Genomic DNA, 25,979 nt, shown 5'->3' with positions numbered 1-25,979 from the left:
GATCACAATAGCGTTTTCAGTCCATACATGTTGGCAATATACTTAACCTCAGATAATGAACTCATCCATCTTCTACGTTGTCTCTTCTTCGCATACCACCGGGTTAATCTCTGCAAAATATACCAATCCAGCTTAGTTAACCTCTTTTGGCTATAGTTCGTGTAGTAGTAATTTCTCCATCCTTGAATTTTTGGATTGAGCCATTCCACCTGTTCCGCGAACGATCTTGAGCGCATGCTCGGCGGTGCTAATCTGTTTTTGACCACGCCTCGGATCCGTTCCTCTGCCTTCTTCGTTAGCCACTGTTGCGTGGTATAATATACCTTCCCTTGAGAAGTTTCTGCTTTCGTTTTTCGGTGGTGCATTCCTAAAAAGTCGAACCCTTCGTCTCCTGTCCACAAGCCTACAATTCGGGTTTTCGTCGGGTGTAGGGTGAGTTCCAGACGTTCCATGATTCTGCGTATGAGTTCATACGCATGTTCGGCGTCCTTTTTTGGTTTTGCAGACCACTACAAAGTCGTCTGCATACCTTGTCAGCTCTCCCAATCCACTTCCGTGTTTCTCCCACAATCGGTCAAAGTAGTGCAGGTAGATATTCGCCAGCAGCGGTGAAATGACGCCACCTTGCGGAGTGCCTAAATCAGATCGCTTTACGTTTCCTTCTTCCATGACTCCCGCCTGTAGCCACTTCCGTATTAATTTCAGGATCCGCCTGTCATTGATACGCATCTGTATCAATTTCATGAGCTTCTCTTGATTAATATTGTCGAAGTAACCTTGGATATCGACGTCGACTACCCAATTCCCTTTGCGGTTGCAGGCTTTCCGAATTCGTTCCAACGCTCCTTTCGCACTTCGTTTCGGACGAAATCCGTAAGAGACTTCTTCGAAGTCTGCTTCGAAGATGGGTTCAATTACCAGCTTAGTTGCCATCTGTATGACTCGGTCGCGAACAGTGGGTATGCCCAGCGGTCTTAGCTTCCCGTCTTTCTTTGGGATAAAGTGCCGCCGTACGGGCTGGGGATAGTAGTTGCCTTCTTTCAATCTCTCTCGCAAGCCTTGAGGAAGCTTGTTTCTCCTTGTTCCTCAATATCTGCGAGCGTCACGGCATCTACTCCTGCAGCCCCCTTATTCGCCTTCACCCGTTTCCAGGCTTCGCACAGCACGTCCCAGCGGTGGATTTTGTCGTACAGGGCATGGAATTTACGCTTGCTGTTCTCCTTGGCCGCATGACCTAGCTTTTCTTGGAGTTCTTGAACTTTTTCCTTTGGTGTCGTTAGCCCTTTGGCATTCACTCACTCGTACCTCCTCCAAAAGCATAAACAAAGCAGGGCTCCTTCCCTCCCTAAGGTTATGTTGTCCTTAGGTTCTTCGGTACTATGAGCCCCTCGGACTCCCTTCCCACAGACGGTTCACTTCGTCTTCTGGACTTATAGAGCGTCTCTTTACGGGTTCCTACAAAAAAAAATTCTCCCGTGTGGGGGAGGGTCTCCCCAGTTCACTGCACTATCTTTCAATCCATGCCGTTCCCATTACGCCGGAGGGTTCTTCACTGCTGTTCCAAGTTCTGCACAGTTTCCTTGGCCTTCGTCCATAGTTGCGGGACTCGGCTCCCTCTGTTCCCCTTCGCAGGGCCTTTTTGACGACGCGGCAGGATTCACTTGATGTTGCGGCCTGGATTGTTGCTCGCCCAGTCTCTGACTGATACTTTTGTCGATGCGCTTTTACACACAGATTTCGCCATATGCAAGCATCCTAGCTACAAAGGTGGCTTGGTCCCTCCCTTGGTTGGACTTTCACCAACTAGATAATGCGTACTTCTGGGCACGCCTAGAGTAAAGGGCTGGATTTAAACCAGCCCCTCCTCATCAAACCGTACGTGAGGTTTTCCCTCATACGGCTTTCCGATGTTTGTCATTCATGGGCATGCAGATCACAATAGCGTTTTCAGTCCATACATGTTGGCAATATACTTAACCTCAGATAATGAACTCATCCATCTTCTACGTTGTCTCTTCTTCGCATACCACCGGGTTAATCTCTGCAAAATATACCAATCCAGCTTAGTTAACCTCTTTTGGCTATAGTTCGTGTAGTAGTAATTTCTCCATCCTTGAATTTTTGGATTGAGCCATTCCACCTGTTCCGCGAACGATCTTGAGCGCATGCTCGGCGGTGCTAATCTGTTTTTGACCACGCCTCGGATCCGTTCCTCTGCCTTCTTCGTTAGCCACTGTTGCGTGGTATAATATACCTTCCCTTGAGAAGTTTCTGCTTTCGTTTTTCGGTGGTGCATTCCTAAAAAGTCGAACCCTTCGTCTCCTGTCCACAAGCCTACAATTCGGGTTTTCGTCGGGTGTAGGGTGAGTTCCAGACGTTCCATGATTCTGCGTATGAGTTCATACGCATGTTCGGCGTCCTTTTTGGTTTTGCAGACCACTACAAAGTCGTCTGCATACCTTGTCAGCTCTCCCAATCCACTTCCGTGTTTCTCCCACAATCGGTCAAAGTAGTGCAGGTAGATATTCGCCAGCAGCGGTGAAATGACGCCACCTTGCGGAGTGCCTAAATCAGATCGCTTTACGTTTCCTTCTTCCATGACTCCCGCCTGTAGCCACTTCCGTATTAATTTCAGGATCCGCCTGTCATTGATACGCATCTGTATCAATTTCATGAGCTTCTCTTGATTAATATTGTCGAAGTAACCTTGGATATCGACGTCGACTACCCAATTCCCTTTGCGGTTGCAGGCTTTCCGAATTCGTTCCAACGCTCCTTTCGCACTTCGTTTCGGACGAAATCCGTAAGAGACTTCTTCGAAGTCTGCTTCGAAGATGGGTTCAATTACCAGCTTAGTTGCCATCTGTATGACTCGGTCGCGAACAGTGGGTATGCCCAGCGGTCTTAGCTTCCCGTCTTTCTTTGGGATAAAGTGCCGCCGTACGGGCTGGGGATAGTAGTTGCCTTCTTTCAATTCTCTCTCGCAAGCCTTGAGGAAGCTTGTTTCTCCTTGTTCCTCAATATCTGCGAGCGTCACGGCATCTACTCCTGCAGCCCCCTTATTCGCCTTCACCCGTTTCCAGGCTTCGCACAGCACGTCCCAGCGGTGGATTTTGTCGTACAGGGCATGGAATTTACGCTTGCTGTTCTCCTTGGCCGCATGACCTAGCTTTTCTTGGAGTTCTTGAACTTTTTCCTTTGGTGTCGTTAGCCCTTTGGCATTCACTCACTCGTACCTCCTCCAAAAGCATAAACAAAGCAGGGCTCCTTCCCTCCCTAAGGTTATGTTGTCCTTAGGTTCTTCGGTACTATGAGCCCCTCGGACTCCCTTCCCACAGACGGTTCACTTCGTCTTCTGGACTTATAGAGCGTCTCTTTACGGGTTCCTACAAAAAAAAATTCTCCCGTGTGGGGGAGGGTCTCCCCAGTTCACTGCACTATCTTTCAATCCATGCCGTTCCCATTACGCCGGAGGGTTCTTCACTGCTGTTCCAAGTTCTGCACAGTTTCCTTGGCCTTCGTCCATAGTTGCGGGACTCGGCTCCCTCTGTTCCCCTTCGCAGGGCCTTTTTGACGACGCGGCAGGATTCACTTGATGTTGCGGCCTGGATTGTTGCTCGCCCAGTCTCTGACTGATACTTTTGTCGATGCGCTTTTACACACAGATTTCGCCATATGCAAGCATCCTAGCTACAAAGGTGGCTTGGTCCCTCCCTTGGTTGGACTTTCACCAACTAGATAATGCGTACTTCTGGGCACGCCTAGAGTAAAGGGCTGGATTTAAACCAGCCCCTCCTCATCAAACCGTACGTGAGGTTTTCCCTCATACGGCTTTCCGATGTTTGTCATTCATGGGCATGCAGATCACAATAGCGTTTTCAGTCCATACATGTTGGCAATATACTTAACCTCAGATAATGAACTCATCCATCTTCTACGTTGTCTCTTCTTCGCATACCACCGGGTTAATCTCTGCAAAATATACCAATCCAGCTTAGTTAACCTCTTTTGGCTATAGTTCGTGTAGTAGTAATTTCTCCATCCTTGAATTTTTGGATTGAGCCATTCCACCTGTTCCGCGAACGATCTTGAGCGCATGCTCGGCGGTGCTAATCTGTTTTTGACCACGCCTCGGATCCGTTCCTCTGCCTTCTTCGTTAGCCACTGTTGCGTGGTATAATATACCTTCCCTTGAGAAGTTTCTGCTTTCGTTTTTCGGTGGTGCATTCCTAAAAAGTCGAACCCTTCGTCTCCTGTCCACAAGCCTACAATTCGGGTTTTCGTCGGGTGTAGGGTGAGTTCCAGACGTTCCATGATTCTGCGTATGAGTTCATACGCATGTTCGGCGTCCTTTTTGGTTTTGCAGACCACTACAAAGTCGTCTGCATACCTTGTCAGCTCTCCCAATCCACTTCCGTGTTTCTCCCACAATCGGTCAAAGTAGTGCAGGTAGATATTCGCCAGCAGCGGTGAAATGACGCCACCTTGCGGAGTGCCTAAATCAGATCGCTTTACGTTTCCTTCTTCCATGACTCCCGCCTGTAGCCACTTCCGTATTAATTTCAGGATCCGCCTGTCATTGATACGCATCTGTATCAATTTCATGAGCTTCTCTTGATTAATATTGTCGAAGTAACCTTGGATATCGACGTCGACTACCCAATTCCCTTTGCGGTTGCAGGCTTTCCGAATTCGTTCCAACGCTCCTTTCGCACTTCGTTTCGGACGAAATCCGTAAGAGACTTCTTCGAAGTCTGCTTCGAAGATGGGTTCAATTACCAGCTTAGTTGCCATCTGTATGACTCGGTCGCGAACAGTGGGTATGCCCAGCGGTCTTAGCTTCCCGTCTTTCTTTGGGATAAAGTGCCGCCGTACGGGCTGGGGATAGTAGTTGCCTTCTTTCAATTCTCTCGCAAGCCTTGAGGAAGCTTGTTTCTCCTTGTTCCTCAATATCTGCGAGCGTCACGGCATCTACTCCTGCAGCCCCCTTATTCGCCTTCACCCGTTTCCAGGCTTCGCACAGCACGTCCCAGCGGTGGATTTTGTCGTACAGGGCATGGAATTTACGCTTGCTGTTCTCCTTGGCCGCATGACCTAGCTTTTCTTGGAGTTCTTGAACTTTTTCCTTTGGTGTCGTTAGCCCTTTGGCATTCACTCACTCGTACCTCCTCCAAAAGCATAAACAAAGCAGGGCTCCTTCCCTCCCTAAGGTTATGTTGTCCTTAGGTTCTTCGGTACTATGAGCCCCTCGGACTCCCTTCCCACAGACGGTTCACTTCGTCTTCTGGACTTATAGAGCGTCTCTTTACGGGTTCCTACAAAAAAAAATTCTCCCGTGTGGGGGAGGGTCTCCCCAGTTCACTGCACTATCTTTCAATCCATGCCGTTCCCATTACGCCGGAGGGTTCTTCACTGCTGTTCCAAGTTCTGCACAGTTTCCTTGGCCTTCGTCCATAGTTGCGGGACTCGGCTCCCTCTGTTCCCCTTCGCAGGGCCTTTTTGACGACGCGGCAGGATTCACTTGATGTTGCGGCCTGGATTGTTGCTCGCCCAGTCTCTGACTGATACTTTTGTCGATGCGCTTTTACACACAGATTTCGCCATATGCAAGCATCCTAGCTACAAAGGTGGCTTGGTCCCTCCCTTGGTTGGACTTTCACCAACTAGATAATGCGTACTTCTGGGCACGCCAACCAAAAAAAGGCCGTCCCCAAACTCCCGGGACAGCCTCTCCATAACCAAACTCAAATCATATCCAGCGGCACCTTCCAGGCCGGCTGCGGAAAAGCATCATCGAGCTTCCAGCACTCCTCTTCGCTCAGCCGGATCTTCGCGGCTGCGGCGTTTTCGGTGACATGCTTGCGGCTCGATGCTTTGGGGATGGCAATTATATCGCCTTCCCGGATGCTCCAGGCCAGCATGATCTGCAACGGGGTTGCCCCATGTTTCTCTGCTATCTCGCGTACCGTCTCATTCTCAGCCACTCCTTTGCGGAGCGTGCCTGCCTGGGCCAGCGGCGAGTATGCCATTACAGGGATCTTGTGGGTACGCTGCCATGGCAGCAGTTCATGCTCAATGCCCCGGGAGCCGAGATGATAGAGGACCTGATTTACAGCACAGCGGTCTCCACCAGGAATGCGCAGCAGCTCCTTCATATCCGCGGTATCGAGGTTGGATACGCCCCAGCGGGCGATTTTACCGGAGGCTACGAGCTGCTCCATCCCCTTCACCGTCTCTTCCAGCGGGACTTTCCCCCGCCAGTGCAGAAGGTACAAGTCCAGATGATCCGTCCCCAAGCGCTTCAGACTCTCTTCACAGCTGCGGGTAATCCGGTCCAGACCGGCATTTTGCGGGTGCACCTTGGAAACGAGAAAAACCTGATCCCGGATGCCCCGGATGGCTTCACCCACCATTTCCTCGGAACGGCCGTCCCCATACATTTCGGCGGTATCAATGAGATTCATGCCCAGCTCCACCCCCAGCCTGAGAGCAGCTATTTCTTCGTCACGCGTGGCTGAGCTGTCGCCCATGTTCCAGGTTCCCTGGCCCATTTTTGTCACGGCGGTTCCGTCCTTGAGTGTGATAGTACCGGATATATTGGTGTTCATGAACAAAGTCTCCCTTAACCATTAAATTGGATTACCTTATTATACCTACTATATATACTTACCATGTTACCTCAATCGAAACATCGTACAGGTATCCATTTCGTGAAAACTGCTGCCGCATAGCCTGCTATGACCATCCGAAAGTATGCAACAGACAGCTTGTTAAGACAGCAATTTTGCCCCGTAACAACCTTTACTTGGAAAAAGTGAACTTAATTCTCCCTTAGCCCGCTCCCCGCAAGCGCTAGTTGGAAAAAGGATAACTAATCCGGACGGTTCCCACCCTTTTGGATGAATTCGCTTGATTTAAGTTTACTTTTTCCCACTAATCCCCCCTGCAGATAGCTTTTGGGCCAATTTAAGTGGACAAATTCCAACTTCTCTTCCCTGCTGCACCCTGCGCGGGCGCGGGCCTGTTCATTTCATTGCCTTCACTGCAAAATCAGCCTAATAATTTGAGGCCGACCGCTGCTCCGAGAATCATTACGATGCAGATGATCCGCCGTAATTCGCGTCCTTCCCCATAAAGCAGCATACCGAGCACCGCTCCCCCGGAAGCGCCAATCCCTGTCCATACCGCATAGGCCGTCCCCATCGGGAGTGTCTTCATCGCCTGGGACAGCAGCAGCAGACTGCCGCCAAAACCCAGCAGGAACAGACAGAAGGTCTGCCAGGTCCGGTCCCGCTGCAGCTTGCCGAGCATAGCCACTCCGAGCATCTCGCAACAGCCTGCGGCAAACAGCATCAGCCAATCCATGTTACGACACCTCCTTTGAATGGAAATTTCCGGTAACCAGCTTCAATCCAATGACTCCGGCCAGCAGCACCAATATCAGCACCAGCTTGATCAACCGGAACGGTTCACCGAACCAGAGCATATCTGCCAGGACAGTACCGGCTGTACCTAATCCGACAAATACAGAATATACCGTCCCTACCGGCAGCTTTCTGCTCGCCGCGATTATGGTATAGAAGCTGACCAGCAGCGCCAGCCCCGTAATCAGCCATTCCCAGGGAACTGAAGCATGCTTCAGTCCGATTACCCATACTACCTCCAGGCAGGCGGCACCTGCGATTTTGAACCATGCGCTGTTGTTTTTCATGCTTGAATTCCCTCCTCTTATTCAAAAAAATAAACCCGGAAGGCCATCGTCCAACGACGATACCTCCCGGGCTTTTATCCCTCCGTGTAGACACGGAAATATAATTCCGTGCGTTTTCCCTCGGACCTGCCGGCCTAAATGCGCCGCGGAACCCTAGAAAACTAAAAAAGAATTATTATATTACAACGTATGTTAGCAAATTCCCGGGCGAAAGGCAACCCTTGTTTCCGGAGCAAATTCCTCCCCGTCTACGGACTACATCGGATGTGTCCATTAACAGCGCTATGGGGAGCTTTCATCAGCATCACATAGACTCTTCCATCCGCACTGTTAATCAAGGCTCATTCCTTGAGCGCTATGTCCGGGGCTTATTCAGCAATCGCCCTGGATGCCTAATGCTCCAACAGAATGGCTACCCCCCATGGAGCCAGTTCAAGCTCCTCCTTCGGCGCGATTTCCCGTTCCGACTGCAGCTCTATCACAGGGCCGTGCGGATAGACCAGTGACTGCGGAGTGTCAGAGTAGTTCAAGTAATAACGGACCGTCTGGTTCTGCGGATTAATGCCTGTTTTGACGATCAGCGGAAAAGCCAGCTCCTGGTCGGCTCCCCATAACCCTGCCTCCTGTACCACTGCTTTCAGGATGCTGTCTGCCATCTCTCTGCTGGTCATGCAGCCGATATAGGTTGCACTGCCCTGGCCGTAACAGTTCCGTGTCACTGCGGCATATTCTCCCCAGTGCGGATGATCATACCGGAGCAGCACCTCCGCCGTCGTCGGCGTGATCAGCTCCATCCAGGTTTCCACGCTGTTGTTCTCGGCGCTGACTGCCGCATACCCGCTCTTCAGCCGCACCTCATGCGGCGTCACGAACAAGCTGTAGCCGATGCCGCAGGCCTCGCTGATGATGCCCGGCTGGACGGTGGTACGCACCTTGACGGTTTCGTCCGCGAACCCGCTTTTGAAGGTGTACACGGCATGGCCGCCTTGCTTCACGTATGCATTCAGCCGTTCCAGTGCCTCATCGGAGACCGCATACAGCGCCGGAACGATAATGAGACTATACTCGGTCAGTCCCTCATATCCCGGCTGCATTTTAACGACCAGAGCTATTTCACCAAAGTATTCAAGAAATATACCGGCATTACCCCCAAGAAGTTCCGGCATGACCGGGGGATCACCTGATTGCTGCAAAGGACTTGCCTGTAGCTGGTTCTTTGGGTTCTTTGGGTTCTTTGGGTTCTTTGGGTTCTTTGGGTTCTTTGGGTTCTTTTATTGCAATTCCTTTCAATTGGAGTGGAAATGCAATCCATCCTGCAAATTCATCTCACGCCTATAGTTGCTTCTCTAGGGTGCCGCGCTGCGGCATGGATTCTATTGCACTTTCTGCAGCGGATTATCCCCAAATCAGACAAAAAACAGATTCTGTTGCACTTTATACAGCAGAATCCTGGGAATAAGCTCTTTAGGAGCCTAACTCAAGAAATTGCACAAAATACAGCAGAATGCCATTTTGCCGCAGCATATTGAGATTCTATTGCACAAAATACAATCAAGCTGCAGTTTACTGTCGTTTCTTTTCCTCACCCGTCTGTGTAGATTTACAATGACCTCACTGCTCACCTGCCATCCCTTACTCTTTCACCTAACCGTAATGCAGATTCTGCCACACTCTCCGCACATGATAGAGGCATGTCTGCAATATTATGGTACAATTCTGATAAGTGACCTTAAATTTAGGAGGGATCGGATTGGGTATTGGCATAATTTTTGTTGTAGTGTTCGTTTATATCGTCGCTAAGGCCATTCTGAGGGATAACAACAAACGCGGTACCAGCGGGAGATACAGGAATAATTCCGCCGACAGCTTCTTTTTCACAGGAAACGGAGCGGACCTTACTCCGGGAGACAGTCATAAACATCATCCCGGACATTCTCATCATGACGGGAACAACAGTAATGACAGCCACAACAATCACAGCCACGGCGGGAGCAGCTGGGGCAGCGGTCATGGCAGTCACGGCGGCTGGGACAGCGGAGGCCATAGCGGAGGCCACGACAGCGGGGGCTTCGGCGGTGGCGATTCCGGCGGCGGAGATGGCGGTGGCGGCGGTGGCGGAGACTGAACCTCACAGACTTAAGAACCCGCTGGCGGAATGCAGACAGCGGGTTCTTTTTAGGCAAGATTACTGAATTAACCCGCCATGAAACCTGCACTCATAGACTTTGACTGCCCCGTTCCAGATTTCCTCGTACCCGCTGAACCACTCGAAATCACCATCCACCGTACATTTGTATGTGAAACCGTCTCTCCGGTAAGTCTCTGGGCCTCTGAAGGGTTTGTCCTCAGGCACATGCTGCAGAGCGTCCTTCAAAAAATCGCCGCTAAAGCCATCCGCAAGCACCCGTCCAGCATAGTTCAACGCCCAGACCGGTTTGCCATCCTCCCACAGGGCTTCTTCCCCGGCAAACTTTTCGGCCCCTAGGTAGGTATCTATATATCACCAGAATATACAGGGCCATGCTGTATTTCATTCTACGCGCTGAAATGGAAGCGGCTCAGCAGAACCTCGCCGCCAAAGATCAGATAAACATCCGTCTTCCCCGCATCAATGCCTACTAGAACGGACTGGCTTTTCCAGTCCTGAATTACACCGCCAGCCGGAATCTCCAGCTTACCTGCCAATTTCCCCGCCGGACCTCCGGTCCGGATCTCCAGGCTGCCGCCTGTGGCCGAGGATACAAGGCCCTGGAACTCCGCTGCACCCTGTGCGAAATCCACATCCTTGAAGGCGATCCAGGCTCCGTCCGCTGCCGGGTGAATGGATGCGCCGCCCGCCTTGCATTCATCCAGATATACTTTGTCATAGTCATCGTAGTTCTCGGCTTTGACTGTGCTATACAGATTACGCGGAGGTACAGCATCGCCCTGCACATGCACGCGGCCGGTCAGTTGAATGTCGCCCGAGGAACGGCCAATCATAATCTCGTATTCACCTGTTTCCACACAGTATAACTCCCGCGTCACATCCCAGAAAGCCAGCTCGGCCACCGGCAAAGTGAATGCAACCGTCCGGGATTGCCCGGCGGCAAGATGAATCTTTTGGAAACCCTTGAGCTGCTTCAGCGGACGCTTCACCCGGGAGGACAAGGCGCGGATGTAGAGCTGAACCACTTCGTCGCTGTCTACCGTACTGGTATTTTTAACTTCCACTGACAGGTTAATCATTCCATCCGGCTGCAAGTCCCCCTCCGCCAGCGACAGATTGCGGTAAGCTACCTGGGCATAGGTTAGGCCATGACCGAACGGATACAGCGGCTCGCCGTCAAAGTACATGTAGGTTCTTTTGCCTTTGATAATATCGTAATCCATGAGGTCAGGAAGCTGATCTACGGAACGGTACCAGGTCATATTGAGCCTGCCTGACGGACTATAGTCACCGAACAGAACATCCGCCACCGCGTTGCCCAGCTCCTGTCCGCTGTGGGAGGTGTACAGCACCGCCGGAATATTGTCATCAATCCATGTAGAGGAAATCGGGTAGCTGCCTACAATAACTACTACCGTATTTGGATTGGCCTCGTACACTGCCTTGACCAGACGTTCCTGCTCTTCCGGGAGCACAATATCCGGTCTGTCGATTTCTTCCTTCCCGTTCAGCAGCGGATGGTTGCCGACGAACACGACTGCCACCTCTGCGGCTTGAGCCGCCTGGACTGCCGCTTCCACACCGTTGACAACGATATTTTTATGGAAGGTGCGGTCTCCGGCACTGGCATCCTGCTCACCAGCCTGAAGAGTACCATCTTCCGCGCTAACAGAGATCAGCTTGTCATCCCAGGTGCGCAGGCTGACTGCTCCTCCGTCTTCCGGCACCAGATTCAGCGATTCCTTCACATACCAGCCATAGATTTCATCCGCAGAAGCTCTCAGGGTGCCGGCATCGCTCAGCGTAACATATTGCCCCCGGCTGGTGGCTTCCAGCGTATGGGCCGTCCAGCCCCAGGCCGTATGGCGGAACAGTTCTCCGCGCTCCGGCACATCATGCAGCACCGCCAGCCTTCCTTCTTCCCCGGTCATTCCCACGGCCTTGCCGCTGGCTGCCGATGTCAGAAGAATGCGGTCGTCCCCGCTCTCAAAAACAACCTGCTTCCCGGCCAGCTTCTTGGTCACACCCTGCAGCGGAGTCACGCCATAAGCCAAAGTGCCGGAGTACCAGTCTCTGAAAGCTTCATCCGCCAGCGGCCCAATGACTGCGACCTTGGACAACTTTTTGGTGCTGAGCGGGAGGGCCGCATTGTCATTCTTCAGCAGGACGATGGACTGCTTCGCAGCTTCCAGGGACAGCTTGCTGTGTTCCGTGCTGAGAATGACAGAATCGTCTATGGCTGCGTACGGATTGCCTTCTTCAGGATCGAACTCGCCCAGCCGGAAGCGGACCCGGAACGTATTGAAAAGCGCGCGGTCCAGATCCTCCTCAGTCAGCAGACCTTCGTGCAGCGCCTGATGAATAACCTTAATCGTCTCCTCCGTTTCTTCAGTAACACTGTCGATGCCGTTTTTGATTGATTCTGCCATAGACCGGGCGAACGATTCGTAATATTTGTGGTCTTTTACAATCCCGAACAAATCTCCGGCATCGCTTACAATAAAACCATCCATTTCCCATTCGCCCTTCACAATCTCCATGACCGCCGGATGCAAAATCACCGGCACCCCGTTCACCGAATTGTACGCCGTCATCATCGACTGCGCGCCGCCTTCCTTGAAAGCAGGCTTGAAGGCCTCCAGATAATACTCGCGCATATTGCGCGGATCAATGCTGGACGAAGCCACTCCGCGGTCAATCTCATTGTTGTTGCCGAGGAAATGCTTAAGTGTTGCTACCGCTTTCAAATACTTGGGATGGTCGCCTTGAATGCCCTTCACAAGCGAAGTGCTGAGACGGCCCGTCAGCTTGGGGTCCTCGCCATAAGCTTCTTCCGTTCTGCCCCAGCGCGGGTCGCGCTCCATATCTACTGTAGGCGCCCACAGAGTCAGGCCATTCACTGCGGGATTTTTGCGGTAAAATGCTCTGGCTTCATCCCCGATCGCTTCACCGATCTTCTGCAGCAGCTCCGGGTTCCAGGTGCAGGCCAATCCGCCCGGCTGCGGAAAAGAGGTGGCTGCGCCAAGCCAGGAAATGCCATGCGCCCCTTCCGTACCATGCTTATAGCCGCCTATTCCTAAACGTTCGATGGCTGCTTGGTATTGGGGCATCAGGCTTACCTTCTCGTCCAGCGTTAATCTGGAGAGCAGGTCCTGCACACGTTCATTCAGCTGCAATTCCATTTGTTGAAAGGGAAAGGTTCCGGTTTCCATTGAGCAGACACTCCTTTTGATCTTAATGATAACGGTTTCATCTATCTTTCCTATCATAAAAGATTCCCGCCGGGAGCAACACCTGAACAATTGACAGAAAAATCAGTTCAAAATTAGAGATTCGGGCGGAGAGCTGCGTCTCAGTCTGAATTTAAGGCGGGCGGGTTAACAACGGCATTTCTGCCGTTGTTTCCGGGCATGACGCCTGCGGGCGCTCCAACAACGGCATTTCTGCCGTTGTTTCCGGGCATGACGCCTGCGCGCGCTTCAACAACGGCATTTTTGCCGTTGTTTCCGGGCGTGACGCCTGCGGGCGCTCCAACAACGGCATTTCTGCCGTTGTTTCACTTACCTATGACAGCCAGCCCCCTTTCACCACAGCTGTTCGTCGGAGAAGGAATGAATCGCCTCATATCGGCAAACTCTCCTGCCACTATTCGTAGGCACAGGTCTGAGCCTCCCTTTTGCACAAAGCGCCTGCAGCATATTTCGAACCGTCCGCAGGTTGACTCCAAGCTCCTTGACCACGTCAACCGGGCGGATCAATCCATCCCGGGAAACCGCAAGCCGGATCATCTCCCGCTCCAGACGAGTAAAATGCTCCATTGCGTTATTCCCGCTGATAAACGGGGCCACCAGGGACCTTATCAGCGAAATTATAAGCTGCGGGCTCGCTTCGAGGTCATCATAGGGAATCGAAACTACCCGATAGCCGGCAATTTGCAGAAATGTTTCCCGGTTGAGCTCTTGCCGGTAACGGGTACGGTCCATATTCTGCACATGCGGGCCGTAGCCCTTCACTTCGAACGCGAATTTCACTTGCCCCGGCCTCCAGACAAGATCAACAAAATAGGGCCTCCCGCGCCAATCTACGACCTCATATTCGGGGTGAAGGTTCTGTAGCGTTCCCATCATCGGCCACCATACCTGCTCCAGAAACATGCGCTCTCCGTGACCATGTCCCCGTTCCAAGCGATCCCTTCTTTCTCCTTTCCTACGGTCCAAGTGATATTTGAGCCAAGTGCTGTGTTCTTTTTGAAATCCCATAACATGCAATCTCCTTCCCGTGGACGCAAAAAAGTCCCGGACCCATGAATCCATGAGTACGGGACGTGCTTCGTCCTTTTGGAAATAAGTATAGGCGGGCGGACAGCAGCTGTCAATGAACCTGCTCAGTAAGCAAACTCTAATCCGGCCGACCTTGATCCTGTAACAGATTAAACCTGTTTGGGAGAATAGCCGCTACACAATTCTTTCTAACAAAATCCCTACTTGCTTTGCCATTTCTGTAGGCGAATGGGGCATCCCGTGCGTAATCCACCATTCAACCACCCCTACATAAGCAGTTCCCATAAATTGCAGCATGACCACTTCTGTTAATTCCAGATTCCGCTCTTCGGAAGGGTCCACCTCTTCATTGAACTCTTCGATAATAAACTGAAGAAAAAGAGCCTTCCTTGAATTAATTTACACTTGTCAACGATGTGTCGAGTAATCGACGAATCCGCTAAAATTAACGATTGTATGCAAATGAGATTGATCTATTATATACATATGTCGATTAGTCGATCAATATCGATTATTATTGGCAAGTCGTGGTTAGAGACGTGAGGATCGGCATACTCAGCCTTGGGTGCAGTTTAGCCTCCAGCCTTGGAATGAATTCCGTGAGGAGAACCGTTATTTCGCGGAGAACAAAGAAGTATGGAGTAACTGTAGCTCAACTTAGCCCTGCAATATGATATCCAGCTTGGTCTTGTAGTCATTCCTAAGACGGCGAATCCGGATCACATGAGAATCAATGCAGAGCTTGATTGTTATCAGCGGTGCAGATATGGAGACGTTGAAAAATGTTGAGGACATCGGGAAATATGGCGAGCATAGCTTCTTCCCGGTCTTTGAGGAGAAAAACAAAGTAAATTGATCAGCCCGACGATCTTATATTGATGCTTGTATTGGAGGATGCAAAATGACAAAACATGAGGAAGTCAAAAATGGCGTGATTTTCCCCAAGGGAGAGAGGAATGAAGCTTTTGCCAAATACTTTGTCGGACAAAGTTACCTAAAAACGTTGGTTGCCGATCCTAAAGTTAATGTTGGGGTTGGAGTCGTGACCTTTGAACCGGGTTGCCGGAATAACTGGCATATCCACCGTAATGGGTTTCAGCTGTTATTAGTAACTGGCGGTGAAGGCTGGTACCAGGAAGAAGGACAACCAGCCCAATTGCTGAAAGCAGGTGATGTTATTGTTACCCATGATGGTGTTAAACACTGGCATGGTGCAGCAACTGACAGTTGGTTTGAACATCTTGCAATCACTGCAGGTACACCGGAATGGCTGGAGCCAGTCTCAGATGAGCAGTATAACAAGCTTTAAGTCTTCAATGAACGTATCATTGGGCAACCCTCAAGTCGTCAAAAACTTCCGCGCATCTTCCGAAAGTCCGGAGAGGTTCTGATCCCCGCCGGGAATGACATAGGTGCCTTCCAGCATAGAATCAGGCGGCCGGTTGCGCGCTTCCTTAGGTGAGATGCCGTATCTGGCCTTGAACACCTTGTGAAAATAGGAGTACGTGCCAAATCCGCAGGTCCCGGCGATATTTTCCAGGCTTAAGTCGGTATAGCGGATACGTTCCATGGCGTTGGACAGCCGGATCTCCTGGGTATAGCGGATAATCGTAAAGCCGGTCAGCTTTTTAAAAAGATGGACCGCCCGGGACACGCTCAGCCCGGCAGCCCTGGCAACCTCTTCCACCCGCAAGCGGCGCAGCGCATTAACATTAATGTACCTCCGCATGAGCACCACCAGCTCATTGGAACGCCCCTCCGGGTCCTGCCGGGAGACGGCATCTACCGCTAAGCGGTCTAGCGACAAGCATAAAGCGCAGAGCAGATGCCGGATCAGTTCAGGATTCCTCTGCACGATCCGGTGCTGCTCGATATAGAGCTGCTGCCATAAGGACAGCATTCCGGTATCCATATGTATCCGCTGCTGGATCGGACGGGACTGGGCCTTCCACCACTCTTCGATCCATGAGCCTTCGCACAGCAGATAGTAATCGCCGCTCTCAATCTTCCCGTCCATTTCCTCCACCTCTAAATGGTACGGTTCTCCGGGGCGGTAGATCAGCAGATCTCCAGGTTCAATGATACTCATTTTCCCGTTCACCAGCGCTCTGCAGCTGCCCACTACCTGCAGCCGGAACAGAAAAAAAGGCGGTGGTGTAAAGGAGGTTTTAAATGGAAGGGTATGAAAAGAGTACGCGCAGGCATGCAGCCTCAAATCCATGGTGTTCACCGTCCCAGCCAAATAGTAGAGATTTTCGAGCAGATAAAACATTCTTTAATCATCGGCAATTAACTATACTATAACCAAATGAAAGATAAAGCTGCAAGCTGCTTCTGAAGGAGATACTATCGCTGATATGTTGAAACGAACCCGTAATCTTTTCCTGATTCCAGGCTATCCCGTCTTTTTGAGCTGCATGATGCTGCAGGGGATGGCTATATCCATCAGCTCCCCTTTTTTGGCTGTTTACTTCACAACTAAGCTTGGCGTATCCGCAGGCACCTTTGGTATTTTCACAGCAATAACCATCATAAGCGGCGTATGGCTCAGCATGTGGATTGCCCAACGTTCCGACAGCGGATTGAACCGTAAAAAGCTGATGGTCACCGCCATGTTTTTTAATGCGCTTGCTTTTGCCGGCTACCTCTTGATCCATGAGTTCTATGGGCTGCTGCTGTATATGGCCGTATTCACAGCTCTTGGCGCTCCGGCCATGCCACAGCTGTTCGCCAGTGCGCGTGAGGCTGTTAATGCCAGCAAGTCCGCAGATCACGCTTTTGCCAATTCTACGCTTCGTTCCATGTTTTCACTCGGTTTTATTGCCGGTCCGCTGGCCGGCTCAGCTCTGATCCATTATTTCGGATTCCCGGGGATCTTCATGAGCACTGTGCTGATTTTTTTGATGAACGCCCTGCTGATTATGATCTTTGTAAAAGCCCCTGCCGCTCCGCCGCAAACCGCGGGCAGCAAGCAGCAGCAGCGGGTCAGGCTCCTTCAGAACTCCCGGGTCCTGATTCCCTTTCTGGTATTGACGCTGCTCTATTCCGGGCATTGGATCAACAACTTGAACATTTCCTTGTTTATTACAGACACGCTCGGCGGGGACACACAGAATGTGGCATCGGTATCGAGTATTTGCGCACTGCTTGAGATCCCGCTGATGCTTGTACTGGGCCTCCTGTCCGCCAAATATTCCGCCCGCCTGCTTATGGTCTGGGGGATTGCGCTGGGAGCGGCTTACTACATTGTCGTGCTGTTCTCAACTTCATTGTGGCAAATCCTCGCCGGACAGGTGCTGCTTGCCTTCTTCGTAGCAGTTATTTCTGCCATTGGCATCAGCTATATTCAGGATTTACTCCCGGACCTGCCCGGATATGCTTCAACGCTGTACACCAACTCCACTACCATCGGAAGGCTGTTTGGAAGCCTGGCTGGGGAGCGGCGGCGCAGTGGTTCGGGTACAGAAACGCCTATTGGGTATGCCTGCTGCTGGGAATGGTCTCTCTGGCCTTGCTTGCACTCCCCGGCATTCGGCGGCAGAAGAGGCCACCCATTCAACCAGTATCACATAACAGGAGGAATCTGCAATGAAAATCATACTTGTTGACGACAACCCCCAAATGCGCAGTGAATTGAAGCTTTTGCTGGAGACGCTGCCCTTTGCATATGAAGCGATTCTGGAAGCCGCCTGTGATTCCGGGGCCATCCGGCTGATCGAGCGCCATAACCCGGATATCATTGTGACGGATGCCAAGCTGCTGATCAGCGAAGCAAGTGCGCTGGAACGGGTGAATGCCAGCCAGACTCATGGCACAATCATTGTCACCAGCAGCTATGAATTTATCCTCGATGCCTTCTGTAAAGGCGGGATGGACACTCTGCTCAAGCCTGTTGCCAAGGAAGAGTTGAAATATGCTGTACTTAGAGCGGCCAATGGCATAAGGCAAGAATGCTTGTATGGTGAGCCGGGGGTTACTCCTGCGAGGTAGTGGATTGGAGGGGAAGGGCCCCTGATTGCAAGCAGCAAAAGCCGGCTATAGTGGAAAAAGTAAACTTAAATCTCCTCATCCCCTTCTCCAACAAACGCATGTGGGAAAAAGTACACTTAATCCGGCCGATTTGCCTCTTAGGAGGTGATTTCACTAAAAATAAGTCTACTTTTTCCAACTAATGCCTCGGTGTAACGCAATTTAAGCCCATTTAGGTTCACTAATTCCACTTAAGCAGCCACTCCCTTTTGTGGGCGAACATACTTCAGCCCGCTTCTGTCCGCTTCTGTCCGTTTCAGCCCGCTGAAGCAGCCCAATCCTCTGCATCGCTTATATCCTCGGAGGCTTCCAAAATCTCCGCATTTTTTGACATTGTATAATCTCCTATACAAGAACAAAACCAGCCGTCACCGGCTGGTTTGCAGCAAATCCACTCCCTCTTCTTCTAACGTTTCTATTAGATTTCCCTCCAGAAAACGCTAATCCCCCAGTTACACCGTCGGAATCGTTCCTCCGTCAATCACATATTCACTGCCTGTAATCGAAGCTGCCCGGTCAGACACCAGGAATGCCACCAGCTCACCAACCTCCTCCGGCAGGCCGGGACGGCCAAGAGGGATGCCGCCAAGTGAATCCATCAGCTGCTGTAAGGCAGCCTCGCGGCTTCCTGCCGTCTGGGCAATCCGGTCAATCATCGCTTCCGCCGCCTTGGTCTGGATAAAGCCCGGAGCCACGGTATTAATGCGGATGCCGCGCGGCGAAAACTCATTGGACAAGCCTTTGCTGTAGTTGGACAGAGCTGCTTTGGCTGCGGCATAGGCCAGTGTAGTTTCATACAGCGGCAGACGTCTCTGAATAGAGGAAATATGGACGATGGCACCGGAGCCCTGCTCCAGCATCATCGGCAGCAGCCCTCGGTCCAGCCGGACGGCGGCGAGCAGATTCCAGTTCAAGGCCTGCAGCCAGTCTTCATCGGTCAGGACTAGCGCCCCGCCCGGAGGCGTGCTGGAGCCTCCCACATTGTTCACCAGAATATCAATCCCGCCGAGCACTTCTTTTACCCCGTGAACGACCTGCTCCACTCCTTCAGGTGTGGCAATATCCGCCTGCACGAACAGCCCCGGCTCCTGAAGATCAGCAGGCAGCGTGCGGGCTGTCGTCAGTACTGTTGCTCCGCTGGCTGCCAGTCTTTTGGCAATGGCTTCTCCCATGCCCCGGGTTCCTCCGGTCACCAGTACTCTTTTCCCTTCAAATTCATGTAACGGGTCTTTATAAGCTGCTGCCATTTCTGCTTCCTCCTTATGATTGTGATGCGGCTGCGGGCACGCCTTCAATAATGATCCCGCGGTAGGTCCCGCCCCGGAGCCGATGCTGTACCGCCTCCTGGTAAGCGGGACTGTAATACCAGACCTTAGCTTCCTCAAAGCTGGGGAACTCAAGAATAGCCGCTCCTTCAATAGCGGGACCCTCGATCACTTCATGGGTTCCATACACCGCAAGCGGGGTTACGGGATGGCCTGCCAGACCGCCAGGCGCTTTTTGTGAATAGATGCGGAGCTCTTCCGGGTTATGGCTCTGCTCACGGATAAAAATAACATAGGCGCTCATTGCTCCCCTCCGTTCATGTCCTGTAAGTGGTTGTACTGCTGTGTCTGCTTGTCAGGCACAACGTTAGTTTACATCGCCTTTTCATATAAGTATAATTTATCTTATTCATTTGATTGATTACTATTATTCATATAAAATGGAGGGGCTTCTTCTGGAACTCACACAATTGGAATACTTCATTACCGTCGCCAAGCTTCAGCATATGACCAAGGCCGCCAAGGCCCTTAACCTGACCCAGCCTGCCTTAAGCCATGCCATTTCCAAGCTGGAGGATGAATTGGGGCTGCCGCTGTTTGACCGGGGCGGGCGAAATATCCGGCTTAACCGTTACGGGGTGCAGTTCGCCAAGCGGGTGGAAGAGGCGCTGCGCAGCATTGAAGGCGGGATGCAGGAGATCAGAGAGTGGTGCGATCCGGATACCGGCCTGATCTCCATATCCTATCTGAACATTCTTGGAGTGGATCTGGTGCCTAACCTCGTCCAGAAGTATATGCAGGAGCACCCTAAGGTCCGTTTTGATTTGTTTCAGGGCAACCTTGGGGATCTGGATGAGCATTTCGAGCTGGGCAGCTCGGACCTGATAATCACTTCCCGGGAATCCACCGTGATGAAGCACGAATGGCTGATTATTCAGAAGGTACCGTTATATATCGTTGTTCCTGCCCGTCACCCCTTTGCCCGGCAGTCTTCACTTAGTCTTACCAAGCTGTCCGGCGAACCTTTTGTCGGTCTCAAAAAAACTGCGGCCTCAAAGCCACCATCACCGCCCGCTTCGAAAATACCGGATTTCAGCTCGCTTCCACCTACGATGCAGAGGATCTGGTCACAGTAGCCGGCTTCATCAAAGCAGGACTCGGCGTATCTGTCCTTCCGCAAACGCCGGGGCTCATGCTGGAGGGGCTCGCCTGGATTCCGATAGCCGAGGAAGGCTGGGTATGGGAAATCGGCCTCAAATGGAGAAAAGACCGCTACCTTCCGGCAGCGGCCAAAGCATTTATCCATTTTATTGAACAGCTGCAGTCCAGCTCCGCCACAACTACACAGCCTTAATCCGAAACGCTTCAATACTGGCTTGATTCCCGTTGATCGTCAAAGCTGCATCATAGTAACCCCGGTCCCCGTTCGGCTTGCATTTATAATCCCCGGAGCACCCGCAGACGAAAAACTTAGTTTGGGTAAAGCCGGGGTAGATATTGTTAAGCTTGCGGTAAAATAAATGTCCATGGTGGGTAAAAATCGCCAGCACCTTGTCTCTCGCCTTGGCAGGAATCGAAGCAAAAAATCTGCCCGTCTCGGCCCCGCTTAACACATGGCTGGACTCAACCGTAATCCCGCTTACCTTCAAGGGCCAATGAAAATCAATAATATAATAATGCTGGTCATCCAGATTCGTAAGCAGATTTATACTGGCTGGAGTGAACCGTCCGAGCGCACAATCCAGCCACACATACTTCACCTTGCCCTGTGTCCCCGGAAAATTCATTTTCCCTGAGACGGCCCCCAGATATTTGGTGAACAGATTCACCGTACTTGCCTCCCAATTGCCTATCGAAGCTTTGTAAGGAATATTGCCAAGTGTGCTGGTCACGGTATCCTTGAAGTCTTTGTAAAAAGCATCCGCATGATTCCCATGATCCGCACCTGCCTGCGCGTTGTCGCCTCCGAATATCACAAACCTCGGCTTCACGCCAGCGACCGCTTTAGGCAGAAGATTCTTGAAGATGCTGGAGCTGTTCCCATATCCCACATGGCTGTCCCCGATCACCGCAAAACGGATAATCTGGGCTTTGGCCGATGGGCCGGCTGTCCGTGCACGTGCAGTTCTGGAGGACAGAGTTCTTTTTTTGACAGGTGAAGCCTGCTTTTTCATCGCTTTTCCCGCCTCTCTCTTATCGGTTAATAATATGTAATAGTATGTATATTCAATACCAGGTTACATATCTTGGACAAAAAGAGGCGGGGCCGGAGAAAATAACAGCCAGCAGCCAAGCTGTATTCCTATGTTCCGGAAGTCCGTTTCATTTCCTGCAGAAACTGTTCAATTTGCTCCATATACCCGTTAACCGTAATTTGTCTTGGCGCGAACAGGCTGATGAGTACGGCACGCAGCCTGGAACCGGCGGTTCGGGTAGCCAGCATGGAATGCTCGGTATCCGGGAAAACCTTAACCGTGAGCAAGGATGCGCTTACTTTTTGGCGGTATATCTGTTCCGTTTCCTTCCAGTCTACATTCACATCCTCCTCCCCCAGCAGCAGAAGCACAGGAGTTTTGAAGTGCTGCAGATCGGCGGTTGCGTCGGCTCTGAAGTTTTTGCTCACAAAAGTCCAGCGCTCCCGGGACATCACATCGTCCTTATGTGCGGCCTGTACATATTCCTCATACGTAGCGCCCTCTTTCAAAAGCTCCTTCACTTGCTGTTCATATGATACCCGTGCAGAAATTTCATCCCCGGAGTATCCGTCCTTTGCCATCTGCCTGCGTGTATTATACTCGCCCTGGGTTAGCCAGTTGATCGCCGGAGATACCAGAATACTGAAGGCAAGCGGCTCCTTCCCCGCAAGCTTCGGGATCACCCATCCGGCCTGGCTGGCTCCCCACACCCCGATCCGTGAAGGGTCAATCATCGGCTGTGTCCTGGCCCAGGCCAGCGCCTGGCGCGCTTCGTCTACCCGGTCATCGATGCTCTGGCCGAGCCAATTCCCCTCGGAGCCGCCAATGCCTCTCTTGTTCAGCGACAGCGAAGCATACCCTTGCGCAGCAAGCCTCTCCCATAGCGGCTTATAGCCGTCATCATGGGAAGCATTAATCGCTCCATCGCCGTGAATGAACAGCACAAGCCCCAGCTTGCCGGCCGCCTTCCTGGGCAGGACAAGTGTGCCGGTTAATTTGCCCTGCGGAGAGGAAATCTCAATGGACTGCTCCTTCATATCAAAAGTGTTCTGCTCCAATACATAGAGCAACGCGCCTGCGCAGATGAGCACCAAAACGATGAGTGCAATTCCCATTTTTCTTTTCATCAGGGCTCCTCTTGTTCAGAAACTATGTTTGTTTGCTGCAATGGCAGGACCATATACGCCCATCTCCATTCATGAAAAAGAAGAAGCCGCACCAAGCTGCGCTTTTCCGCCTGTGTGCGGAAGGAGATTTGCTCATACAGACGCTTGGCGCCCAGGTTATGTCCGGAGACATGCAGGCTCAGCACGTTCAGGTGCGGATCACTGCAGGCATAATGCTGTGCCCAATGCAGCAGCTGCCTGCCTACCCCCTGCCCGCGGGCCGCCGGATGAACGGACAGATCCGCGATATAACATTCCCCCTCCTGCGGTTTATGGTCCAAAAAGTGCAAGGCGGTCAACAGCTTGAACATCTTCCTTTTCCCATCCCGGGTGATGTTCTTCATTGGCGGAAGCCGGGCAGGTTCATTGTCCATAGCCGGAATATTGTCTGCCTCCGCTTTCCGCTTGAGGCATAACGTACCAATGACTTCCCCTTCGTGAAGCGCAACCAGCCTTTGGCTCGCCGGCTCTTCCGGACAAGCATCCAGCAGCTGTTCCAACAAAGCCGCCAGCCCGCCCGGCTCAAGCCTCGTCAACGGATAAAACTTGCTGTGAAACGCGTGCACAAGCAGATGGCTAACCTGCCGGTTGTACTTGGCCTGCATTGGCGCAATGGTGATGTGATTTTGTGCCATAGTCATACGGTTCCGATCCGCTGCAGCAGCTCATAATGAAGCCTGTCCTGGCTGAACAGGGAAAGGTACGATTTCTCAATGAGCACAAGAGGTCCTGTCCTATGAAGGGTTCTGTCTGCGGCATACGCACTGAATTGCTCCATCCGCTGCTCCAGTTCGTCCTCACCGGCTGCGAGGAATTGGAAGCAAAGATACTCTCCGGCTGGCAGCAGCAGACCGGCTTCCTCCGTGGCTTCTGTGCAGAGTACAGCAGGACCTTCCCCCTCGAACACATAATGAATATCCGCTTCGAACAAGTTGAGCTCGGGACCGGCCTTACCGGCAAACTGCCTGGCAGCCAGTTCAGTCTGTGGACTGAGCATGAACCAGCGCCGCAAATTCACGGCCTCCCGCCATTTAACCCGGTAAGCCTCCATCTCTTGACCGAAGTCGCGATGCTCTTGAAGTACCTTGCCTATAAACAACTGAAGCTGCTGGAGCCGCAGAATCTCCGCTTGCGTATTCTCCAAAGAGGTCTGGAGCATTTGCCGGATCTCGTCCGGGCCAAAATCCGTCATACATGCCTTGACCGCCTGAACCGGCAGCCCCAGCTTCCGCAGCAGCAAAATATGGGCCAGCTGATAGATCTGTTCCATGCTGTACATCCGGTATTGGTTGCCGCTAATATAAGCTGGCAGCAGCAAACCCTTGTCTTCGAAATAGCGGATCTGATGCACGGACACATTCATAAGCTGGGCCAGCTCACTGATGGTAATCTCATTTCTCATGTCCCTCACTCCTTCCTCACGGTGCTTCTTTAAGATACACCTTAGGTCTGGCCTAAGGTCAACGCCAATGTCACAATCTTTTATTGCAAAAGGTTCTTTGCAGAGACCCTAATATATCCTTACAGAAATATTAAAAAGGGCATGCCCGCCGGATACTTCCGGTGAACATGCCCTAGGCGGCCTTCCGGCCAATCCCCGTCATTTTATGATTACAATGGTTCTGCTTTGATCAGGCCGTATAAAACAATATCACTCATAGCCTTGATGCCGGATTCGAAGCTGACCTGATGGCCCGCAATAAACTCATAGTCCAGCAGCTTCTTCAGAGTCTCATTCAGCATAAGCTTAAGAATGACGGTGTCCACCTTGTGCAGCTCGCCGCGGTTCATCCCTTCCTCCACCAGTTCAATGACGCCATCCCAGATCCTATCCAGGTGATGATTCACCTTCTCGTAGAGCCGGGGATAATACCGCTGAAAGTCATCCATGTGCCGGATAATCGTGCCAATCGAATAGGCGTCGGGGATATTCTGAAAATAAAGCCGTATCTTCTCCTGAACCGGGAGTCCTGCATCTTCCAGGATTTCCGTATCGGATTGGATAATCTGCGAAAAGACAAAATCAATCGTTTTCTCTATCATTTCATCCTTGCTCGAAAAGTAGGTATACACTGTGCGTTTACTCGTGCCCAGTTCTCGCGCCAGATCCTCTGTGGTAAACCGCGTGCCTTTGGCTCCAAAGCATTTTAAAATTTTCAAATAGACCTGGTTGTCCATGTCCTTGCCAGTCCACCCTTCATCTATACCGTCTACACCTGAATTTTCAGGTAAGGATGCGCGGGAGGGGTTTTACCATACGGTACAGATAATACGGTTTCTTCTCGATGGAATCCGTAATCCGGTATCCCAGCCGCTCATACAGCTTAATGGCCCGGAAGTTCTCTTGCCGGACGGTCAGGGAGCATTTGCCGTAGTTGCTTAACCTGGCTTTGTCCTCTGCATAATGAATTAATTTGGAACCTACCCCGTACCCCCGGCTTTCCGGCAAAGCTGCCAGCGCTCCGATATGGTATTCATCCGCTCTTCCCTCATTCAAGCTTACCATAGACCACAGCTCCTGCAAATGCAGCAGCGAATGCTTGATGAGCTTCCATTTCCGCAGTTTGAGCAGCTCCCGGGCGGTGGGCCAAGCCAGCTTATCCATCACAGATACCGGGTAGCAGGAGACGATTCCTATCGTTCTGTTGTCCAGCCTTGCTTCAAAAGCATATTGATGGCTGAAGCGGTTTTTTCCGAGGACCCATAACTTTTGCAGGGTGTTCTCAATTAATGCTTTATCTGCCGTTCCGATCACCGGGTAAGCCATATAATCCAGTGCCATTCCCAGGAGTCTGCCGCCGGACGCCGATTTGGGGCTGCCATGTGTGATTGAAATATGATCCATATAAAAGCTCCTTCCGTTTCACAATTATAATGGTACTATAATAGTTTTTATAGTACCAAAATACCTGAATCCCCGCCTTTTGTCAAACAGAGCCTGTTAACGGGTCACACCAAGGATTCACATCCGGGTCTGCAATGTTTCCTGCTACGTCCAATCATTTACATGCCAAAATACATAATGTATCAGGACCAATATTGTAATAAGAAGCTGAGTACCGGGCCCAGATTCTCGATTTCAATAAAAGCATTACCGCCAGCTTCAGCCATTAACGGGCTTTTACCGCTCCATCGACGGGGGAGCAACCTGGTCAACTACCGTATTGCCGCAAGCACCAGGCTA

General features: G+C 51.5%; 29 protein-coding genes, 1 pseudogene and 1 riboswitch. Of the genes and pseudogenes, 8 read left to right on the top strand and 22 right to left on the bottom strand.

What is annotated here, in order from left to right:
• Window positions 1–2 precede the first annotated feature (2 nt).
• The 9 genes from JI735_RS35955 to JI735_RS17600 form a co-directional block, all read right to left on the bottom strand.
• Complete coding sequence (locus tag JI735_RS35955) at window positions 3–452, bottom strand: group II intron maturase-specific domain-containing protein (RefSeq protein WP_233475939.1); 450 nt, start codon at window positions 450–452, stop codon at window positions 3–5.
• Window positions 453–468: 16 nt separating this feature from the next.
• A complete protein-coding gene (gene ltrA, locus JI735_RS35950) occupies window positions 469–1,056 on the bottom strand; it encodes a group II intron reverse transcriptase/maturase (protein WP_233475938.1) in 588 nt (195 codons plus the stop codon).
• The gene (locus tag JI735_RS35945; protein ID WP_233475937.1) at window positions 1,041–1,295 is read right to left on the bottom strand and encodes a TetR family transcriptional regulator; all 255 of its coding nucleotides are present in this window, start codon (window positions 1,293–1,295) and stop codon (window positions 1,041–1,043) included. The genes ltrA (JI735_RS35950) and JI735_RS35945 overlap by 16 nt, the downstream gene beginning before the upstream one ends.
• A gap of 638 nt (window positions 1,296–1,933) precedes the next feature.
• Window positions 1,934–3,226, bottom strand: a complete 1,293-nt coding sequence (gene ltrA / locus JI735_RS17625) for a group II intron reverse transcriptase/maturase (protein ID WP_202676244.1) — start codon at window positions 3,224–3,226, stop codon at window positions 1,934–1,936.
• Between the two features lie 638 nt (window positions 3,227–3,864).
• Window positions 3,865–4,905, bottom strand: coding sequence for a group II intron reverse transcriptase/maturase (gene ltrA / locus JI735_RS17620; protein WP_233475936.1), 1,041 nt, complete (start codon window positions 4,903–4,905; stop codon window positions 3,865–3,867).
• Window positions 4,906–5,744: 839 nt separating this feature from the next.
• Window positions 5,745–6,608: an aldo/keto reductase gene (locus JI735_RS17615; RefSeq protein ID WP_051051553.1), complete on the bottom strand. Its 864-nt coding sequence runs from the start codon at window positions 6,606–6,608 to the stop codon at window positions 5,745–5,747.
• Between the two features lie 442 nt (window positions 6,609–7,050).
• Entirely contained in the window at window positions 7,051–7,365 is a 315-nt protein-coding gene (locus JI735_RS17610) for a DMT family transporter (RefSeq protein WP_039833524.1), read from the bottom strand.
• A 1-nt stretch (window position 7,366) separates the two neighbouring features.
• A complete protein-coding gene (locus JI735_RS17605; protein WP_051051552.1) occupies window positions 7,367–7,711 on the bottom strand; it encodes a DMT family transporter in 345 nt (114 codons plus the stop codon).
• Between the two features lie 61 nt (window positions 7,712–7,772).
• Window positions 7,773–7,879, bottom strand: a riboswitch (guanidine-I (ykkC/yxkD leader).
• 224 nt (window positions 7,880–8,103) lie between these two features.
• Complete coding sequence (locus JI735_RS17600) at window positions 8,104–8,784, bottom strand: beta-galactosidase trimerization domain-containing protein (RefSeq protein WP_411830131.1); 681 nt, start codon at window positions 8,782–8,784, stop codon at window positions 8,104–8,106.
• Here JI735_RS17600 and JI735_RS17595 point away from each other — a divergent pair.
• The 3 genes from JI735_RS17595 to JI735_RS17585 all read left to right on the top strand — a co-directional run bounded on the left by JI735_RS17595 (window position 8,689) and on the right by JI735_RS17585 (window position 9,836).
• Window positions 8,689–8,895 (top strand): AraC family transcriptional regulator, encoded by a 207-nt coding sequence (locus tag JI735_RS17595; RefSeq protein ID WP_085979243.1) that lies wholly within the window; start codon window positions 8,689–8,691, stop codon window positions 8,893–8,895. The two genes, JI735_RS17600 and JI735_RS17595, sit on opposite strands and share 96 nt — an antisense overlap.
• A gap of 14 nt (window positions 8,896–8,909) precedes the next feature.
• Complete coding sequence (locus tag JI735_RS17590) at window positions 8,910–9,170, top strand: hypothetical protein (RefSeq protein WP_202676243.1); 261 nt, start codon at window positions 8,910–8,912, stop codon at window positions 9,168–9,170.
• A 291-nt stretch (window positions 9,171–9,461) separates the two neighbouring features.
• The gene (locus JI735_RS17585) at window positions 9,462–9,836 is read left to right on the top strand and encodes a hypothetical protein (protein WP_202676242.1); all 375 of its coding nucleotides are present in this window, start codon (window positions 9,462–9,464) and stop codon (window positions 9,834–9,836) included.
• Between the two features lie 60 nt (window positions 9,837–9,896).
• On the opposite strand, the gene JI735_RS17580 is transcribed toward JI735_RS17585, so the two are convergent.
• From JI735_RS17580 to JI735_RS17565, 4 genes are all read right to left on the bottom strand, one after another.
• Window positions 9,897–10,208 (bottom strand): DUF5680 domain-containing protein, encoded by a 312-nt coding sequence (locus tag JI735_RS17580; protein ID WP_267919289.1) that lies wholly within the window; start codon window positions 10,206–10,208, stop codon window positions 9,897–9,899.
• Between the two features lie 38 nt (window positions 10,209–10,246).
• Window positions 10,247–13,072, bottom strand: a complete 2,826-nt coding sequence (locus tag JI735_RS17575) for a glycoside hydrolase family 3 protein (protein WP_039833513.1) — start codon at window positions 13,070–13,072, stop codon at window positions 10,247–10,249.
• Between the two features lie 372 nt (window positions 13,073–13,444).
• Window positions 13,445–14,044, bottom strand: a complete 600-nt coding sequence (locus JI735_RS17570; protein ID WP_233475935.1) for a hypothetical protein — start codon at window positions 14,042–14,044, stop codon at window positions 13,445–13,447.
• Window positions 14,045–14,314: 270 nt separating this feature from the next.
• Window positions 14,315–14,503, bottom strand: a complete 189-nt coding sequence (locus JI735_RS17565) for a TetR-like C-terminal domain-containing protein (protein ID WP_267919288.1) — start codon at window positions 14,501–14,503, stop codon at window positions 14,315–14,317.
• 370 nt (window positions 14,504–14,873) lie between these two features.
• Between JI735_RS17565 and JI735_RS36935 the strand changes: the two genes are divergently transcribed.
• Together JI735_RS36935 and JI735_RS17555 are read left to right on the top strand one after the other, a co-directional pair.
• On the top strand, window positions 14,874–14,996 hold the full coding sequence (locus JI735_RS36935; RefSeq protein ID WP_267918906.1) for a hypothetical protein: 123 nt from the start codon (window positions 14,874–14,876) through the stop codon (window positions 14,994–14,996).
• Between the two features lie 45 nt (window positions 14,997–15,041).
• Window positions 15,042–15,449, top strand: a complete 408-nt coding sequence (locus JI735_RS17555) for a cupin domain-containing protein (protein WP_039833511.1) — start codon at window positions 15,042–15,044, stop codon at window positions 15,447–15,449.
• 30 nt (window positions 15,450–15,479) lie between these two features.
• Here JI735_RS17555 and JI735_RS17550 read toward each other — a convergent pair whose 3' ends face one another.
• Window positions 15,480–16,412, bottom strand: coding sequence for an AraC family transcriptional regulator (locus JI735_RS17550; protein WP_051051549.1), 933 nt, complete (start codon window positions 16,410–16,412; stop codon window positions 15,480–15,482).
• Window positions 16,413–16,497: 85 nt separating this feature from the next.
• Here JI735_RS17550 and JI735_RS17545 point away from each other — a divergent pair, with 85 nt between their 5' ends.
• A complete protein-coding gene (locus tag JI735_RS17545; protein WP_233475933.1) occupies window positions 16,498–17,748 on the top strand; it encodes a sugar efflux transporter in 1,251 nt (416 codons plus the stop codon).
• Window positions 17,729–18,130, top strand: a complete 402-nt coding sequence (locus JI735_RS17540) for a LytR/AlgR family response regulator transcription factor (protein ID WP_039833509.1) — start codon at window positions 17,729–17,731, stop codon at window positions 18,128–18,130. The genes JI735_RS17545 and JI735_RS17540 overlap by 20 nt, the downstream gene beginning before the upstream one ends.
• Before the next feature lie 491 nt (window positions 18,131–18,621).
• On the opposite strand, the gene JI735_RS17535 is transcribed toward JI735_RS17540, so the two are convergent.
• Both JI735_RS17535 and JI735_RS17530 read right to left on the bottom strand, forming a co-directional pair.
• The gene (locus tag JI735_RS17535) at window positions 18,622–19,416 is read right to left on the bottom strand and encodes an SDR family oxidoreductase (RefSeq protein WP_039833508.1); all 795 of its coding nucleotides are present in this window, start codon (window positions 19,414–19,416) and stop codon (window positions 18,622–18,624) included.
• A gap of 13 nt (window positions 19,417–19,429) precedes the next feature.
• Window positions 19,430–19,738, bottom strand: coding sequence for a DUF1330 domain-containing protein (locus JI735_RS17530; RefSeq protein ID WP_039833507.1), 309 nt, complete (start codon window positions 19,736–19,738; stop codon window positions 19,430–19,432).
• A gap of 136 nt (window positions 19,739–19,874) precedes the next feature.
• On the opposite strand from JI735_RS17530, the pseudogene JI735_RS17525 reads away from it, so the two are divergent.
• A pseudogene (locus JI735_RS17525) lies at window positions 19,875–20,788 on the top strand (LysR family transcriptional regulator).
• Here JI735_RS17525 and JI735_RS17520 read toward each other — a convergent pair.
• The 6 genes from JI735_RS17520 to JI735_RS17495 all read right to left on the bottom strand — a co-directional run bounded on the left by JI735_RS17520 (window position 20,775) and on the right by JI735_RS17495 (window position 25,640).
• Complete coding sequence (locus JI735_RS17520; protein ID WP_039833506.1) at window positions 20,775–21,608, bottom strand: metallophosphoesterase family protein; 834 nt, start codon at window positions 21,606–21,608, stop codon at window positions 20,775–20,777. The pseudogene JI735_RS17525 and the gene JI735_RS17520 sit on opposite strands and share 14 nt — an antisense overlap.
• Window positions 21,609–21,736: 128 nt before the next feature.
• Window positions 21,737–22,756 (bottom strand): alpha/beta hydrolase family protein, encoded by a 1,020-nt coding sequence (locus JI735_RS17515; protein WP_039833505.1) that lies wholly within the window; start codon window positions 22,754–22,756, stop codon window positions 21,737–21,739.
• Window positions 22,756–23,436, bottom strand: a complete 681-nt coding sequence (locus JI735_RS17510) for a GNAT family N-acetyltransferase (RefSeq protein ID WP_233475931.1) — start codon at window positions 23,434–23,436, stop codon at window positions 22,756–22,758. The genes JI735_RS17515 and JI735_RS17510 overlap by 1 nt, the downstream gene beginning before the upstream one ends.
• Window positions 23,433–24,197 carry a MerR family transcriptional regulator gene (locus JI735_RS17505; protein ID WP_039833503.1) on the bottom strand — a complete coding sequence of 255 codons (765 nt, stop codon included), beginning with the start codon at window positions 24,195–24,197 and terminating at the stop codon, window positions 23,433–23,435. Before JI735_RS17505 ends, JI735_RS17510 begins: the two co-directional genes overlap by 4 nt.
• A gap of 209 nt (window positions 24,198–24,406) precedes the next feature.
• Entirely contained in the window at window positions 24,407–24,973 is a 567-nt protein-coding gene (locus tag JI735_RS17500) for a TetR/AcrR family transcriptional regulator (protein WP_039833502.1), read from the bottom strand.
• Between the two features lie 46 nt (window positions 24,974–25,019).
• On the bottom strand, window positions 25,020–25,640 hold the full coding sequence (locus JI735_RS17495; RefSeq protein WP_039833501.1) for a GNAT family N-acetyltransferase: 621 nt from the start codon (window positions 25,638–25,640) through the stop codon (window positions 25,020–25,022).
• Window positions 25,641–25,979 lie beyond the last annotated feature (339 nt).

The sequence above is a fragment of the Paenibacillus sonchi genome (assembly GCF_016772475.1).
Lineage (GTDB): Bacteria > Bacillota > Bacilli > Paenibacillales > Paenibacillaceae > Paenibacillus_AQ > Paenibacillus_AQ sonchi.
This window is presented reverse-complemented; position numbering and strand designations above follow the sequence as displayed.

Coding starts and splice junctions, on each gene's coding strand:
- JI735_RS35955 (WP_233475939.1), bottom strand. CDS start 452: ATGGAACGTCTGGAACTCACCCTACACCCGACGAAAACCCGAATTGTA.
- JI735_RS17615 (WP_051051553.1), bottom strand. CDS start 6,608: ATGAACACCAATATATCCGGTACTATCACACTCAAGGACGGAACCGCC.
- JI735_RS17610 (WP_039833524.1), bottom strand. CDS start 7,365: ATGGATTGGCTGATGCTGTTTGCCGCAGGCTGTTGCGAGATGCTCGGA.
- JI735_RS17605 (WP_051051552.1), bottom strand. CDS start 7,711: ATGAAAAACAACAGCGCATGGTTCAAAATCGCAGGTGCCGCCTGCCTG.
- JI735_RS17595 (WP_085979243.1), top strand. CDS start 8,689: ATGGCCGCCTTGCTTCACGTATGCATTCAGCCGTTCCAGTGCCTCATC.
- JI735_RS17575 (WP_039833513.1), bottom strand. CDS start 13,072: ATGGAAACCGGAACCTTTCCCTTTCAACAAATGGAATTGCAGCTGAAT.
- JI735_RS36935 (WP_267918906.1), top strand. CDS start 14,874: ATGCAGAGCTTGATTGTTATCAGCGGTGCAGATATGGAGACGTTGAAA.
- JI735_RS17555 (WP_039833511.1), top strand. CDS start 15,042: ATGACAAAACATGAGGAAGTCAAAAATGGCGTGATTTTCCCCAAGGGA.
- JI735_RS17550 (WP_051051549.1), bottom strand. CDS start 16,412: ATGTTTTATCTGCTCGAAAATCTCTACTATTTGGCTGGGACGGTGAAC.
- JI735_RS17545 (WP_233475933.1), top strand. CDS start 16,498: ATGTTGAAACGAACCCGTAATCTTTTCCTGATTCCAGGCTATCCCGTC.
- JI735_RS17540 (WP_039833509.1), top strand. CDS start 17,729: ATGAAAATCATACTTGTTGACGACAACCCCCAAATGCGCAGTGAATTG.
- JI735_RS17535 (WP_039833508.1), bottom strand. CDS start 19,416: ATGGCAGCAGCTTATAAAGACCCGTTACATGAATTTGAAGGGAAAAGA.
- JI735_RS17530 (WP_039833507.1), bottom strand. CDS start 19,738: ATGAGCGCCTATGTTATTTTTATCCGTGAGCAGAGCCATAACCCGGAA.
- JI735_RS17520 (WP_039833506.1), bottom strand. CDS start 21,608: ATGAAAAAGCAGGCTTCACCTGTCAAAAAAAGAACTCTGTCCTCCAGA.
- JI735_RS17515 (WP_039833505.1), bottom strand. CDS start 22,756: ATGAAAAGAAAAATGGGAATTGCACTCATCGTTTTGGTGCTCATCTGC.
- JI735_RS17510 (WP_233475931.1), bottom strand. CDS start 23,436: ATGACTATGGCACAAAATCACATCACCATTGCGCCAATGCAGGCCAAG.
- JI735_RS17505 (WP_039833503.1), bottom strand. CDS start 24,197: ATGAGAAATGAGATTACCATCAGTGAGCTGGCCCAGCTTATGAATGTG.
- JI735_RS17500 (WP_039833502.1), bottom strand. CDS start 24,973: ATGGACAACCAGGTCTATTTGAAAATTTTAAAATGCTTTGGAGCCAAA.
- JI735_RS17495 (WP_039833501.1), bottom strand. CDS start 25,640: ATGGATCATATTTCAATCACACATGGCAGCCCCAAATCGGCGTCCGGC.